This is a genomic window from Serratia sp. 2C06 (genome assembly GCF_050037615.1).
Taxonomy (GTDB): domain Bacteria; phylum Pseudomonadota; class Gammaproteobacteria; order Enterobacterales; family Enterobacteriaceae; genus Serratia; species Serratia ureilytica.
In genome coordinates this window covers 2,305,991-2,320,426 of record NZ_CP188299.1, presented here as the reverse complement: position 1 = coordinate 2,320,426, position 14,436 = coordinate 2,305,991, and the positions used below count along the sequence as shown (strand labels likewise).

The 14,436-nt window shown below is 60.2% G+C and carries 17 protein-coding genes and 1 riboswitch; of the genes, 15 read left to right on the top strand and 2 right to left on the bottom strand.

The annotated features are described in order from the left end of the window. Nucleotides 1-7 precede the first annotated feature (7 nt). The 12 genes from lptE (at nt 8) to lipA (ending at nt 10,912) form a co-directional block, all read left to right on the top strand. Nucleotides 8-568 (top strand): LPS assembly lipoprotein LptE, encoded by a 561-nt coding sequence (lptE, locus tag ACP3TA_RS11455; protein WP_033633932.1) that lies wholly within the window; start codon nt 8-10, stop codon nt 566-568. Continuing rightward, a complete protein-coding gene (gene holA / locus ACP3TA_RS11450; protein WP_426784605.1) occupies nt 565-1,599 on the top strand; it encodes a DNA polymerase III subunit delta in 1,035 nt (344 codons plus the stop codon). The genes lptE and holA overlap by 4 nt, the downstream gene beginning before the upstream one ends. After that, nucleotides 1,589-2,251 carry a nicotinate-nucleotide adenylyltransferase gene (gene nadD / locus ACP3TA_RS11445; protein ID WP_015376938.1) on the top strand — a complete coding sequence of 221 codons (663 nt, stop codon included), beginning with the start codon at nt 1,589-1,591 and terminating at the stop codon, nt 2,249-2,251. The genes holA and nadD overlap by 11 nt, the downstream gene beginning before the upstream one ends. A gap of 194 nt (nt 2,252-2,445) precedes the next feature. Next, nucleotides 2,446-2,763: a ribosome silencing factor gene (gene rsfS, locus ACP3TA_RS11440; protein ID WP_004940001.1), complete on the top strand. Its 318-nt coding sequence runs from the start codon at nt 2,446-2,448 to the stop codon at nt 2,761-2,763. A 3-nt stretch (nt 2,764-2,766) separates the two neighbouring features. Next, nucleotides 2,767-3,237, top strand: coding sequence for a 23S rRNA (pseudouridine(1915)-N(3))-methyltransferase RlmH (gene rlmH, locus ACP3TA_RS11435; protein ID WP_004940002.1), 471 nt, complete (start codon nt 2,767-2,769; stop codon nt 3,235-3,237). Between the two features lie 38 nt (nt 3,238-3,275). Next, nucleotides 3,276-5,171 carry a peptidoglycan DD-transpeptidase MrdA gene (gene mrdA / locus ACP3TA_RS11430; protein WP_033642160.1) on the top strand — a complete coding sequence of 632 codons (1,896 nt, stop codon included), beginning with the start codon at nt 3,276-3,278 and terminating at the stop codon, nt 5,169-5,171. 8 nt (nt 5,172-5,179) lie between these two features. Then, nucleotides 5,180-6,292, top strand: a complete 1,113-nt coding sequence (gene mrdB / locus ACP3TA_RS11425) for a peptidoglycan glycosyltransferase MrdB (RefSeq protein ID WP_004940006.1) — start codon at nt 5,180-5,182, stop codon at nt 6,290-6,292. A gap of 10 nt (nt 6,293-6,302) precedes the next feature. After that, nucleotides 6,303-7,388: an endolytic peptidoglycan transglycosylase RlpA gene (rlpA, locus tag ACP3TA_RS11420; RefSeq protein WP_426784604.1), complete on the top strand. Its 1,086-nt coding sequence runs from the start codon at nt 6,303-6,305 to the stop codon at nt 7,386-7,388. A 180-nt stretch (nt 7,389-7,568) separates the two neighbouring features. Next, entirely contained in the window at nt 7,569-8,780 is a 1,212-nt protein-coding gene (gene dacA / locus ACP3TA_RS11415; protein ID WP_004940010.1) for a D-alanyl-D-alanine carboxypeptidase DacA, read from the top strand. 104 nt (nt 8,781-8,884) lie between these two features. Beyond that, nucleotides 8,885-9,151, top strand: coding sequence for a DUF493 family protein YbeD (gene ybeD, locus ACP3TA_RS11410; protein WP_004940012.1), 267 nt, complete (start codon nt 8,885-8,887; stop codon nt 9,149-9,151). 134 nt (nt 9,152-9,285) lie between these two features. Further along, nucleotides 9,286-9,954 carry a lipoyl(octanoyl) transferase LipB gene (gene lipB / locus ACP3TA_RS11405; RefSeq protein ID WP_015376934.1) on the top strand — a complete coding sequence of 223 codons (669 nt, stop codon included), beginning with the start codon at nt 9,286-9,288 and terminating at the stop codon, nt 9,952-9,954. Then, entirely contained in the window at nt 9,947-10,912 is a 966-nt protein-coding gene (lipA, locus tag ACP3TA_RS11400; RefSeq protein ID WP_004940018.1) for a lipoyl synthase, read from the top strand. Before lipB ends, lipA begins: the two co-directional genes overlap by 8 nt. 93 nt (nt 10,913-11,005) lie before the next feature. Here the strand turns inward: lipA and tatA are convergent, their stop codons facing one another. Then, entirely contained in the window at nt 11,006-11,221 is a 216-nt protein-coding gene (tatA, locus tag ACP3TA_RS11395) for a Sec-independent protein translocase subunit TatA (protein ID WP_004940019.1), read from the bottom strand. Between the two features lie 218 nt (nt 11,222-11,439). Between tatA and ACP3TA_RS11390 the strand changes: the two genes are divergently transcribed. Then, nucleotides 11,440-12,507, top strand: coding sequence for a diguanylate cyclase (locus tag ACP3TA_RS11390; protein WP_426784603.1), 1,068 nt, complete (start codon nt 11,440-11,442; stop codon nt 12,505-12,507). A gap of 1 nt (nt 12,508) precedes the next feature. On the opposite strand, the gene ACP3TA_RS11385 is transcribed toward ACP3TA_RS11390, so the two are convergent. After that, on the bottom strand, nt 12,509-12,937 hold the full coding sequence (locus tag ACP3TA_RS11385; protein ID WP_033651145.1) for a GNAT family N-acetyltransferase: 429 nt from the start codon (nt 12,935-12,937) through the stop codon (nt 12,509-12,511). Between the two features lie 83 nt (nt 12,938-13,020). Beyond that, nucleotides 13,021-13,083: riboswitch (Fluoride riboswitch) on the top strand. A 78-nt stretch (nt 13,084-13,161) separates the two neighbouring features. Here ACP3TA_RS11385 and crcB point away from each other — a divergent pair. Both crcB and ACP3TA_RS11375 read left to right on the top strand, forming a co-directional pair. Beyond that, entirely contained in the window at nt 13,162-13,545 is a 384-nt protein-coding gene (crcB, locus tag ACP3TA_RS11380) for a fluoride efflux transporter CrcB (RefSeq protein WP_004940022.1), read from the top strand. A 289-nt stretch (nt 13,546-13,834) separates the two neighbouring features. Next, nucleotides 13,835-14,431: a TetR/AcrR family transcriptional regulator gene (locus tag ACP3TA_RS11375; protein ID WP_033642155.1), complete on the top strand. Its 597-nt coding sequence runs from the start codon at nt 13,835-13,837 to the stop codon at nt 14,429-14,431. Nucleotides 14,432-14,436 lie beyond the last annotated feature (5 nt).

Here is a 14,436-nt window from a genome sequence, read left to right as displayed (position 1 = left end):
AGGAGTTGTGCGACAACGTATTCTGACGCTGTTGCTGGGGTTGGCGGTGCTGGTCACCGCCGGCTGCGGTTTTCACCTGCGTGGCACCACGCAGGTGCCTAATGAAATGAAAACGCTGATCCTGGACAGTTCGGATCCTTACGGGCCATTGACGCGCGCGGTGCGTGAGCAACTGCGTTTGAACGCCGTGACCATCGTCAGCGATCCGAAGCGTAAAGACGTGCCTTCTCTGCGCATCGTCGGCGCGACGGAAAGCCAGGATACCGCCTCGATCTTCCAGGACGGTAAAACCGCCGAGTATCAGCTGGTGCTGACCGTGCAGGCCCAGGTGCTGATCCCGGGGCACGACCTGTATCCGCTGTCGGTGAAAGTGTTCCGTTCGTTCTTCGACAACCCGCTGACCGCGCTGGCCAAAGACTCCGAGCAGGAGATCATTCGCCAGGAAATGCGTGAGCAGGCGGCGCAACAGCTGGTGCGCAAACTGCTGACCGTGCACGCGGCGGAAGAAGAAAACCGGCAGAAAGCCGCTGCCGTCGGCGAACGAGCGGCAAGCCAAACCGCACAATGATCCGCATTTATCCGGAACAACTTGCCGCGCAGCTCCGAGAGGGGCTGCGCGCTTGTTATTTATTGAGCGGCAATGAACCGCTGCTGCTGCAGGAAAGCCAGGATCTGCTCCGGCAGACCGCGCAACAGCAGCAGTTCAGCGAGCACTACAGCATTTCCCTCGACGCCCACACCGACTGGGACGCCATCTTCGGCATCTGCCAGGCGATGAGCCTGTTCGCCAGCCGCCAGACGCTGCTGCTGATTTTCCCGGAAAACGGCCCGACGGCGCCGATCGGTGAACAGCTGACCAAGCTCGCCACCCTGCTGCACGAGGATATTCTGCTGATCCTGCGCGGCCCGCGCCTCACCAAAGCGCAGGAAAACAGCGCCTGGTTCAAGGCGCTCAGCCCGCACGGCGCCCTCGTCAGTTGCCAGACGCCGGAGCAGGCACAGCTGCCGCGCTGGGTCGCCACGCGCGCCAAGGCGATGAAGCTGGAGTTGGACGACGCGGCCAATCAGCTGTTGTGCTACTGCTACGAAGGCAACCTGCTGGCGCTGTCGCAGGCGCTGGAGCGGCTGTCGCTGCTGCACCCGGACGGCAAGCTCACCCTGCCGCGCGTCGAGCAGGCGGTGAACGACGCCGCCCACTTCACGCCGTTCCACTGGCTGGACGCCTTGCTGGCCGGCAAGAGCAAGCGCGCCTGGCATATTTTACAGCAGCTGCAGCAAGAGGATGTCGAGCCGGTGATCCTGTTGCGCACCCTGCAGCGCGAACTGCTGCTGTTGCTGACGCTGCAGCGCCGCATGGCGTCCGCGCCGCTGCGCACGCTGTTCGATCAGCACAAGGTCTGGCAGAACCGCCGCCCGCTGGTCACTCAGGCGCTGCAACGCCTGTCCGGCGCCCAGCTGCAGCAAGCGATACAGCTGCTGACGCAAATCGAGCTGACCCTCAAGCAGGACTATGGCCAGTCAGTCTGGCCGGAACTGGAAACCCTGTCGATGCTGCTGTGCGGCAAACCCCTGGCCACGAGTTTTACCGATGCCCACTAATCCGGAACACCCCACCGTATTGCACGCACTGTTTGGCGGCACCTTTGATCCGATCCACTACGGCCATCTGCGGCCGGTGGAGGCGCTGGCCGCAGAAGTGGGCCTGAATCGCGTTACGCTGCTGCCTAACCACGTGCCGCCGCACCGCCCGCAGCCCGAGGCCAACGCACAGCAGCGCTTGAAGATGGTCGAGCTGGCGATCGCCGGCAATCCGCTGTTCGCGGTCGACGATCGCGAACTGCATCGCACCACCCCCTCCTACACCATCGAGACGTTGGAAACGATTCGTAAAGAGCGTGGCGCCGCCCAGCCGCTGGCGTTTATTATTGGCCAGGACTCGCTGCTGACGCTGCATAAATGGCATCGCTGGCAGGCGCTGTTGGACGTCTGCCATCTGCTGGTGTTGGCGCGCCCGGGCTATAACGATCGCATGGACACGCCGGAACTGCAGCAGTGGCTGGAACGTCATCGCACCGCCGACCCGGCGCTGCTCAGCCGCCGCCCGCACGGCCATATCTATCTGGCCGATACGCCGGAGCTGGAAATTTCCGCCACCGAGATCCGCCAGCGCCGCCATCAGGGCCTCAACTGCGACGATCTGCTGCCGCGCCCGGTGCAGCGCTATATCGAGTTGCAGGGTTTATATCGCTAGCGAAAGGTGCGTGATATACTGCGCCGCTATTTTTCAGGTATCCGCTGAAAACCCCGGAAACCTTAGCTGGCCGGGCAGTCACCAGTTAGCTGGCTTTCAGCGGCAGCCTGCCGAAACCTTTATCCGGTTACGCCGCGGCGCGCGCATTTTGCCCGCCGCAGCCGACTGAACAGAACATACCCGAGGGGGAACCTTTGCAAGGTAAAGCGCTCCAAGATTTCGTCATTGATAAAATCGATGACCTCAAAGGCCAAGACATTGTCGCTCTGGACGTACAGGGCAAATCCAGCATCACCGATTGCATGATCATCTGCACCGGTACGTCGACTCGCCACGTGATGTCGATCGCCAGCCACGTGGTGCAGGAATCCCGCGCCGCAGGCATGGAGCTGTTTGGCATGAAAGGTCAGGAAGCCTCCGACTGGATCGTGGTCGATCTGGGCGAAGTGATCGTGCACGTGATGCAGGAAGAAAGCCGTCGCCTGTACGAGCTGGAAAAACTCTGGAGCTAAGCGGTGAAACTGCAATTGGTGGCGGTCGGCACCAAAATGCCAGACTGGGTGCAAACCGGCTTTATGGATTACCTGCACCGCTTTCCCAAAGATATGCCGTTTGAGCTGACCGAGATCCCGGCCGGCAAACGCGGCAAAAACGCCGACATCAAACGCATTCTGGACAAGGAAGGCGAACAAATGCTGGCGGCGGTGGGCAAAGGCAACCGCATCGTTACGCTGGATATCCCAGGCACGCCGTGGGAAACGCCGCAGCTGGCGCAGCAGCTTGAGCGCTGGAAGCAGGATGGCCGCAACGTCAGCTTGCTGATCGGCGGCCCGGAAGGGCTGGCGCCCGCCTGCAAAGCCGCTGCCGAGCAGAGTTGGTCGCTTTCTCCGTTGACACTGCCGCATCCTTTGGTGCGCGTCCTGGTGGCCGAAAGCCTCTACCGCGCCTGGAGTATTACTACAAATCATCCTTACCACCGGGAATAGCCGGTGGTGACCGTGACAGAGTGAAATAAAGCAGCGGGATGAAAATAGAACGTAACCCTTTTCGCGACTATACGGCTGAATCCGCCCTGTTTGTACGCCGCGCCCTGGTGGCGTTCTTGGTCATCCTGGTGCTGTCCGGCATCCTGATCGCCAACCTGTATAATCTGCAAGTGGTCCGCGTCGAGGATTACCGCACCCGCTCCAACGAAAACCGCATCAAGCTGGTGCCCATCGCGCCCAGCCGCGGCATTATCTACGATCGCAACGGCACTCCGCTGGCGCTCAACCGCACCATTTATCAGCTGGAACTGATGCCGGAAAAGGTCGACGATCTCAAAGCCACGCTGCAGGCGCTGCGCCCGGTGGTCGACTTGACCGATGACGACATCACCAATTTCGAAAAAGAGCGCAAGCGCTCGCGCCGTTTCGTCTCCATTCCGGTGAAAACCGCGCTGACCGAGGTGCAAGTCGCCCGTTTTGCGGTCAATCAGTTCCGCTTCCCGGGTGTGGAAGTGAAAGGCTACCAGCGCCGCTACTACCCCTACGGCTCCGCCCTCACCCACGTCACCGGCTACGTGTCGAAGATCAACGACCGCGACGTCGAGCGGCTGGACAAAGACGGCAAACTGGCCAACTACGCCGCCACCCACGATATCGGCAAGCTGGGCATCGAACGCTATTACGAAGACACGCTGCACGGCAAAACCGGCTATGAAGAGGTCGAGGTCAACAACCGCGGCCGGGTGATCCGCCAATTGCACGAACAGCCGCCTTCCGCCGGTCAGGACGTCTACCTGACGCTCGATCTTAACCTGCAGCGCTATATCGAACAGCTGTTGGTCGGCAGCCGCGCCGCGGTGGTGGTGAGCGATCCGCGCACCGGCGCCATCCTGGCGATGGTCTCCAACCCGAGCTACGATCCGAACCTGTTCGTCGACGGCATTTCCAGCAAGGACTATCAGGGGTTGCTGAACGATCCGAATCGCCCGCTGATCAACCGCGCCACCCAGGGGGTCTACCCGCCCGCCTCGACGGTGAAGCCTTATATCGCGGTGTCGGCGCTGAGCGCCGGGGTGATCACCAAAAACACCGTGGTGTTCGATCCCGGCTGGTGGCAATTGCCCGGCTCGGAAAAACGCTTTCGCGACTGGAAGAAATGGGGCCACGGCCGCCTGAATGTCACCAAGGCGCTGGAAGAGTCCGCAGATACCTATTTCTACCAGGTCGCTTATGACATGGGGATCGATCGGCTGTCGACCTGGCTGACCAAATTCGGTTACGGCCAGTACACCGGCATCGATCTGTCCGAAGAGCGCTCCGGCCTGATGCCGACGCGCGAATGGAAGCAGAAACGCTATAAAAAACCGTGGTATCAGGGCGACACCATTCCGGTAGGCATCGGCCAGGGTTACTGGACCGCGACGCCGATCCAGATGGCCAAGGCGCTGAACACCCTGATCAACGACGGCACCGTCAAAACGCCGCACCTGCTGCAGAGCACCCGCATCAACGGCGCGCTGGTGCCGTTCAAACAGGAAGAAAACACGCAGATCGGCGATATTCACTCCGGCTTCTGGGAAATTGCCAAAGACGGCATGTACGGTGTGGCCAACCGTCCGAACGGGACGGCGCGCAAATACTTTGCGGACGCACCTTATAAAGCCGCGGCGAAATCGGGTACCGCACAGGTATTCGGCTATGAAACCTACAACGCCCACAAACTGGCGGAGCACCTGCGCGATCACAAACTGATGACCGCCTTCGCACCGTTCAACAACCCGACGGTGTCGGTCGCCATCATTCTGGAAAACGGCGGCTCCGGTCCGGCGGTGGGGACCATCACCCGCCAGATCCTCGACCACATTCTGCTGGGCGACAACAATACGCAATTGCCAAGCGAGGCCCCGCTGCCGCCTGGCGTAGAAGGTGACTAAGGTAGAACATGACTGAAAGCCAACAAAAAGGCTCGATCTGGACCAAAATCCACATCGACCCGACGTTCCTGCTGCTGATCCTGGCCCTGTTGGTCTACAGCGCCTTCGTGATGTGGAGCGCCAGCGGCCAGGACATCGGCATGATGGAGCGCAAGATCGGGCAGATCGTCATGGGGCTGATCGTGATGGCCGTCATGGCGCAGATCCCGCCGCGCGTGTACGAAAGCTGGGCGCCCTATCTGTATATTTTCTGCGTGATTTTGCTGATCCTGGTGGACGCCTTCGGCCAGATCAGTAAAGGCGCGCAGCGCTGGTTGGATCTCGGCGTAGTGCGCTTCCAGCCGTCGGAAATCGCCAAGATCGCCGTGCCGCTGATGGTGGCGCGCTTTATGAACCGCGACGTCTGCCCGCCTTCGCTGAAAAACACCGCCATCGCGCTGGTGCTGATCTTCCTGCCGACGCTGCTGGTGGCCGCGCAGCCGGATCTGGGCACCTCGATCCTGATCGCCGCTTCCGGCCTGTTCGTACTGTTCCTGTCCGGCATGAGCTGGAAGCTGATCGCCGTCGCCGCCGTCGCGCTGGCGGCCTTCATCCCGGTGCTGTGGTTCTTCCTGATGCACGGCTATCAGCGCGACCGCGTCATGATGCTGCTCGATCCGGAGAGCGACCCGCTCGGCGCCGGTTATCACATCATTCAATCCAAGATCGCCATCGGCTCCGGCGGCCTGTCCGGCAAGGGCTGGCTGCACGGCACCCAGTCACAGCTGGAGTTTCTGCCGGAGCGCCATACCGACTTTATCTTCGCCGTCCTGGCCGAAGAGCTGGGGCTGATCGGGGTGCTGGTGCTGCTGGCGCTTTACCTGCTGGTGATCATCCGCGGGCTGATGATCGCCGCCAAGGCGCAAACCACCTTTGGCCGCGTCATGGTCGGCGGCTTGATGCTGATTTTGTTCGTTTATGTCTTTGTTAACATCGGTATGGTCAGTGGCATTTTGCCGGTAGTTGGCGTACCTTTGCCTCTGGTCAGTTACGGGGGTTCGGCACTGATAGTGTTGATGGCCGGTTTCGGCATCATCATGTCGATCCACACGCATCGGAAAATGCTGTCTAAAAGTTTATAAGAGGTGAGTAATGCGTAAGGAATGGCTTTGGATCGGCGTCGCGGCGGTGTTGCTCTCCGCCTGTACCGCCCCGACCACGGAACAGCAAGCCCCTCCGCAGCCGTACAAAGGCCCGGTGGTGGAAATCGGCGGCGTCGAGCCTCAATATGAACCCTATAACCCTAATAACATGCAGGATTATAAGGTTAATGGCGATACTTACCGCATCGTAAAAGATCCGCAGAACTTCTCGCAGACCGGCCTGGCGGCCTGGTATGGCGAAGAGGCCAACGGCAACACCACGGCGCTGGGCGAGCAGTTTGACCCCAACGGCCTGACGGCGGCGCATCCGACCCTGCCAATCCCAAGCTATGTGCGCGTCACTAACCTGGCCAACGGCCGTCAGCTGGTGGTGCGCGTCAACGATCGCGGGCCATACACCAAGGGCCGCATCATCGATCTGTCGAAAGCCGCCGCCGACCGCCTCAACCTGTCCAACAACACCAAGGTCAAGGTAGATTTCATCAACGTGGCGCCGGACGGCACGCTGAGCGGCCCCGGCACCATCGGCACCATCGTGGCGAAACAGAGCTACGCCCTGCCGGCGCGCCCGGATCTCGGCTCCAGCGGCATGGGCACCCCTATTCAACAGGAGGCGCCGATCGCCAGCGGCGCGGCGGTGCGCCCGATCGATAACAGCACTCTGCGCACCGACGACAACAGCGCCCCAGCTGCCGGCGGCAATGCCGCCAACGGCCGCAGCGGTTTCCTCGGCGCGCCGAGCGCGGTGCCGGCCGGGGTGCTGGAAGGTTCCGAACCTGAAGCCGCCACGGTAGCCGCACCGGTCGCGGCCGGCGCGGCGGCTGTCGGCACGGCTGCTGCCGCTTCTTCCGGCGGCTACGTGGTGCAGGTCGGCGCGCTGAGCAGCGCCGAACGCGCCCAGAGCTGGCAACAGAGCCTGAGCCAACAGTTTGGCGTCCCGGGCAAAGTGGCGGCTAACGGCAACGTTTACCGCGTCCAGCTTGGCCCGTTCAGCAGCCGTCAACAGGCGGCCCAGCTGCAGCAACGCCTGGCGAGCGAAGCGCAACAACAGTCTTTCGTTACTGCTGCACCCTGAGCGTTAAGCCCGGCGGGCATTCACGGCCGATAAGCGGTTATTTAGCTGAAACATTTTCTTGCAGCTAAAAGGGCACTAACCGCAATTAGTCAGATGAATGGGTAATGCCTGCCGGGATCGCATCTGCTATAGTGTGGCTCGTTTTTTAACTTTACTTTCACGGATGTTGTAGTCCCGATCATGAAACAAGTAACTTCTTTTCGCTTAATCAAAAGCATCGCCCTCGGCACCGTTATCGCAATGAGCGCAGCCTCCGTTGCGCACGCCGATGACGTTAACATCAAAACCATGATCCCAGGTGTCCCGCAGATCGATGCGGAAGCGTACATCCTGATTGATTACAACTCCGGCAAGGTGCTGGCCGAGATGAACGCCGATGCGCGTCGCGATCCGGCCAGCCTGACCAAAATGATGACCAGCTACGTCATCGGCCAGGCGCTGAAAGCGGGCAAAATCGGCCAGGACGATCTGGTGACCGTCGGCCAGGACGCCTGGGCGACCGGCAACCCGGTGTTCAAAGGCTCCTCGCTGATGTTCCTGAAGCCGGGCGATCGCGTGCCGGTCTCCAAACTGACCCGCGGCATCAACCTGCAGTCCGGTAACGACGCCTGCGTGGCGATGGCCGACTACGTCGCCGGCAGCCAGGACGCGTTCGTCAACCTGATGAACACCTACGTCAGCAAGCTGGGCCTGCAGAACACCCACTTCCAGACGGTACACGGCCTGGATGCCCAGGGCCAGTACAGCTCGGCGCGCGACATGGCGCTGATCGGCCAGGCGCTGATCCGCGACGTGCCGGAAGAGTACGCGATTTACAAAGAAAAAGAGTTCACCTTCAACAACATCCGCCAGATGAACCGCAACGGTCTGCTGTGGGATAACAGCCTGAACGTCGACGGCATCAAAACCGGCCACACCGATGCGGCGGGTTACAACCTGGTGGCTTCGGCGACCGAAGGCCAGATGCGTCTGATCTCCGCCGTAATGGGCGGCCGCACCTACAAAGGCCGCGAAGCCGAGAGCAAGAAACTGCTGACCTGGGGCTTCCGCTTCTTTGAAACCGTGGCGCCGCTGAAAGTCGGTAAAGAGTTCGCCTCCGAGCCGGTCTGGTTCGGCGATGCCGACCGCGTTGAGCTGGGCGTGGACAAAGACGTCTACCTGACCATCCCGCGCGGCCGCATGAAAGATCTGAAGGCCAGCTACGTGCTGAACACCCCGGAAATTCACGCGCCGCTGGCGAAAAACCAGGTGGTGGGCAGCATCAACTTCCAGCTGGACGGCAAAACCATCGACCAGCGTCCGCTGGTGGTGATGAACGAAGTGAAAGAAGGCGGTTTCTTCAGCCGCATCGTGGACTACATCAAACTGATGTTCCACCACTGGTTCGGTTAACGGTTGAAACGGGCGAAATCGTCCCCATATAGTGAATAACACTAACTCCCGCCCCGGCGGGAGTTATACTTTATAGATTAGCTAGCACTCTGGAGCGCACGCACATGCAAAAAACTAAACTGAACGAACTGCTCGAATTCCCTTGCTCGTTTACCTACAAGGTAATGGGCCTGGCGCAGCCTGAGCTGGTTGACCAGGTGGTTGAAGTGGTGCAGCGCCATGCGCCGGGCGATTACAACCCGCAGGTCAAGCCAAGCAGCAAAGGCAACTACCACTCCGTCTCCATCACCATCAATGCCACTCACATCGAGCAGGTCGAAACCCTGTACGAAGAGTTGGGCAACATTGAAATTGTTCGCATGGTGCTGTAATTCCAGCATAAACCCCTGCTTATCAACCCGGGATGGCGCAGCGTCTTCCCGGGTTGCGCATTTTTGGTCAGCGAAAGGCTGGTCGCAGGCCGGAGCGCCCGGTATAATGGCTTTACCACTTCTGTAACCTGACGATGACTCTTTTGCAACCAGACAAGATCATTTTGCGTCAGCTGGGGTTGCAGCCCTACGCGCCTGTATCCCAAGCCATGCATAACTTCACCGACAGTCGTACCGAGACCACGCCGGACGAGCTGTGGCTGGTGCAGCATCACCCGGTGTTCACCCAGGGTCAGGCCGGCAAAGCCGAACATGTGCTGATGCCCGGCGACATCCCGGTTGTCCAGAGCGATCGCGGCGGCCAGGTGACCTACCACGGGCCGGGTCAGCAGGTGATGTACGTGATGGTCGATCTGAAACGCAACAAGGTCGGCGTACGTCAATTGGTCACGGCGATAGAAGATACGGTTATCAACACTCTCGCCCACTTCCGCCTCGCATCGCGCGCCCGTCCGGATGCGCCCGGCGTGTACGTGGGGGAGCAGAAAATCTGTTCGTTGGGTTTGCGGATCCGCAAAGGCAGCTCATTCCACGGCCTGGCCCTGAATGTGGCGATGGATCTCAGCCCCTTCCAACGCATCAACCCTTGCGGTTACGCCGGTATGCAGATGACGCAGGTCAGCGCGCTGGCGCCCGGCGTTGGCATTGAAGACATACACCCAATCCTGGTACAGGAATTTGTTCATTTACTCGGCTACCAGACGGTCGAGCTTCGTAACTGGAACCTGCACGATTATGAGTAAACCAATTCAGATGGAACGCGGCGTCAAATACCGCGATGCTGACAAAATGGCGCTGATCCCGGTCAAAACGGTGGTCACCGAACGGCAGGAGCTGTTGCGTAAACCCGAGTGGATGAAGATCAAACTGCCTGCCGACTCAACGCGCATTCAGGGCATCAAAGCCGCGATGCGCAAGAACGGCCTGCACTCCGTCTGTGAGGAAGCCTCGTGCCCTAACCTGTCCGAGTGTTTCAACCACGGTACCGCCACCTTTATGATCCTCGGCGCCATCTGCACCCGCCGCTGCCCGTTCTGCGACGTGGCCCACGGCCGCCCGATCGCGCCGGACGCCAACGAGCCGGAAAAGCTGGCGCAAACCATCGCCGACATGGCGCTGCGTTACGTGGTGATCACCTCGGTTGACCGCGACGATCTGCGCGACGGCGGCGCTCAGCACTTTGCCGACTGCATCTCCGCCATCCGCGCCAAAAGCCCGAACATCAAAATTGAAACGCTGGTGCCGGACTTCCGCGGCCGTATGGACCGCGCGCTGGAGATCCTCACCGCCACGCCGCCGGACGTATTCAACCACAACCTGGAAAACGTGCCGCGCGTCTACCGCCAGGTGCGTCCGGGCGCCAACTACGAATGGTCGCTGAAGCTGCTGGAGCGCTTTAAAGAAGCGCACCCGGATATCCCGACCAAATCCGGCCTGATGGTCGGCCTGGGCGAAACCAACGCGGAAATCATTGAAGTGATGCGCGATCTGCGTCGCCACGGCGTGACCATGCTGACGCTGGGTCAGTACCTGCAGCCGAGCCGTCACCACCTGCCGGTGCAGCGCTACGTCAGCCCTGCCGAGTTTGACGAGATGAAAGAAGAAGCGATGGCGATGGGCTTCACCCACGCCGCCTGCGGCCCGTTCGTGCGTTCGTCTTACCACGCCGATCTGCAGGCCAAAGGGATGGAAGTGAAATAACGCGTAATAGTTTGTTACGCTATAGACGGCGGAAACGCCAAAAAACGGATGTCCGCAAGGCATCCGTTTTTTATTGCGCGCAGTCAGACGGGGTTAAACGTCTTTCTTTTCGACGCTCTGCTGAGCGGACTGGCTTTCGGCGGCGTTGTTGCCGGCGGCCGGCGGCGTGCTGTCATCGCCCACGGCTTTTTTAAAGCCTTTCAGCGCCGCGCCAAGATCGGCGCCGAGCGTACGCAGTTTGCTGGTGCCGAACAGTAAAATCACCAACACCGCAATCACCAGAAGTTTGGTAATGCTGATACCTTCCATACTCACCTTCTTATCATAGAGCGCTGCGTGAACAGCGAGAAAAACTGACCTTGCCTGCGAATATTTAGCGACTTTCCTTCGGCTCGCACAACCGCAACATGTAACAGAGTGAGATCGGTCGCAGTAATGCCACAGGGCCTCTGGACGTGAATCCCAGACTATTCTTAGTTTATCACCCGCATGATACGCTGCCATGATACTCATCAGGGAGATGCCGGATGTATATTGCCCCACCCATTTTCGATGCCCGAAAATCCGGCCTCAGCTTCGCCAAACGCACCTACCTGCCCCGCGCCGTCGGTCTGGGGCTCGGCTTTATCTGCGTCTGCGCCGCGCTCTACCCCCTGGCTCCGCCCGCGGCGGTCTGGCTATTGCTGGCCTTTCACGGCTTTCTCTGGCCGCATCTCGCCTACCGCCTGGCCCGCCGCGCCAAAGATCCGTTCAAAGCCGAAATTCGCAACCTGTTGATCGACTCCGCTTTCGGCGGCTTCTGGGCGGCGATGATGGCGTTCAACGCGCTGCCCGCCATCGTCATCCTGTCGATGATGAGCATGAATAACATCGCTTCAGCCGGCAAAACGCTGTTTGTAAAAGGATTGGCCATGCAACTGGCCACGGCGGCGTTCACCGCCGCGCTGCTCGGCTTCCCGTTTCACCCGTACAGCACGCCGTTGCAGGTCTATCTGTGCCTGCCGATGATCTACCTTTACCCGACGCTGCTCGGGCTGGTGACTTACCGCACCGCCAAGCGGCTGGCGGAAAAGAAACAGGAGCTGCAGCGCATCAGCACCCGCGATGGGCTGACCGGCTTATACAACCGTCGCCACTGGGAGCATCTGCTGCATCGTCAGTTCGACAGTTGCCGTCGCTACCAGGATAAGGCCACGCTGATCCTGATGGATATCGACCGCTTCAAAACCATCAACGACATCTTCGGCCATGCTTTGGGGGATGAGGCTCTGGCGGCGCTGGCGGAAGAGCTGCTGATCGGCTTGCGTAACGTGGATATCGTCGGGCGCTACGGCGGCGACGAGTTTGGCGCGGTGCTGCCGAACACCAACGCCGAGCAGGCGGAAATCGTCCTGCGACGCATCCAGCAGCGGCTGGATGCGGTCAGCTTCAAAGAGGCGCCGCAACTGCGGCTGCAGATCAGCGCCGGCATCGCCAACTACCACCCCGCGTTGGGCGGCTATCTGGACTGGCTGAAAGCGGCCGACAGCGCGCTCTATCGGGCGAAGCAAAACGGCCGCAACCGGCTGGAAACGGCAGTGCCGCCAGGGGAGTAACTTACTGACTTAATAACTTGGCAAAATACTTCGGCGCTTCAACAAAGCCTTCGCGCAGGTAAAACGCATGGGCCCGCTCGCGGCGACTGTGGCAATGAACCTCCAACCGATCGCAGCCGCGACGGTGCGCCAACGCCTCTCCCTCCGCCAACAACCGCCGCCCCACGCCCGCGCCGCGCGCCCGATCGTCGACGCAAAAATAGCTGATGCGGCCAATGTCGCCGGCCAACGCCAGCTGCGGCAGGAAATGCAGCGACAACACGCCCAGCACTTGCGCCCCGTCCGCCGCCACCAGCAGCGCCTCGTCCGGGTGCGCCAACAGTTGCTGCATGCGCTGCGTCAGAAACGCCTCGGTGCCGGGATAGCCCAACGCCGTCATCAATTCGGCGATAGCGTGCCGGTCGCCCAGACGCGCCGCTCTGATTTCCATCGGTTTTACCTCGCAGGGGGTCGATACTACAAAATAGACGGCGTTAGGTGTAACATCCATCGGGTACGGTGAAAAAGGCCGTGCGGCACGCTGGAGATGACATTCCTCCCTAACCGCCTTCACAGGCTGATGATGTCTACGTAACCTCTCGGAGAGAGGCGCGTAGCGTTACGCCTGTCCCTTTCCGAGCCCGTGAATTTCTCTGTTTGAAAGGGAGTTGCCCCATGTTGAGTTCTTTACTGGCCGTCTTTATCGGCGGCGGCGTCGGCAGCGTTTTGCGCTGGGCGGTAAGCATGAAAATGAATCCGCTGAACGCCCACATTCCGCTAGGGACGCTGATGGTCAATCTGATCGGCGGTTTTATCATCGGTCTGGCGATGGCGATTTTCACCCGCATGACACACCTGGATCCCACCTGGAAACTGCTGATCACCACCGGCTTCTGCGGCGGCCTGACCACCTTCTCCACCTTTTCGCTGGAGGTGGTGTATCTGATGCAGGACGGCCGCTTCGGCTGGGCATTGGCCAACATGTTGCTTAATCTGGCCGGCTCGCTGGCGATGACGCTGCTGGCCTTCATGCTGGTGATGTGGGTCAACGGGCGCTAAGCCCTTAATGTTTCCTTAATCTTGCATGCGCATAATCTCATCCAGAACTCCTGACTGGATGAGAAATCGCTATGTTTAGCCTGCCGAAAACCACCGCCGAAGCGATCGCCGTTGCGCTGTGCGTGCTGATCGTCGCCGCCTTTATCAACGCCTACCTGTTCGCCTAAACACCTTTTCCCCGCAACGCGCGTTCATCTTGCGTCCTCCCCATCCGTTACACTACAATTGAGAATGAACGTTCACACCCAAAATTGTGAACCCGGCTCACGCGCAGCAAAGGATCGGGCAGATGCTCTCCCCCAACGACAGTAAACAGGCCAAAGTGCAGGCGCGCCGCGATCAGATCGTCGAAGCGGCGAAAACCAGCTTCCGCCGCCACGGCTTCCATGCCGCCAGCATGGCGGAGATTGCCCAGGGCTCGCAGCTCAGCGTCGGGCAAATCTATCGCTATTTCGCCAATAAAGACGCGATTATCGAAGAGATCGTCAATCGCATCATCACCAGCAAGATGCAGCGCCTGGAAAACCTTGGCGATCACATCAACCTGATCGCCGGCACGCTGGCGGCGCGCACGCTGTTTCAGCAACCGGGCGAGAGCGAAACCGATCACATGCTGATGCTGGAAGTGACCGCCGAGGCCACGCGCAACCCGGTGGTGGCCAAACTGCTCAGCGATGCGGAGGCGCGGCTGTTTCGCCACGTGTGCCACAACCTGCAGCGGCTGTATCCCGATTTCAGCGCGGAAGAGATCGCCGCGCGGGTGGAGTTTATCGCCGTCATGAGCGAAGGCACCGGTTACCGTATTCTTACCACGCAAAAAGCCGATGCGTCCCTGCTGCGCGATCTGTATCAGCAGGCCATTTCTCACCTGTTCAGGAAATCTTAATCTCC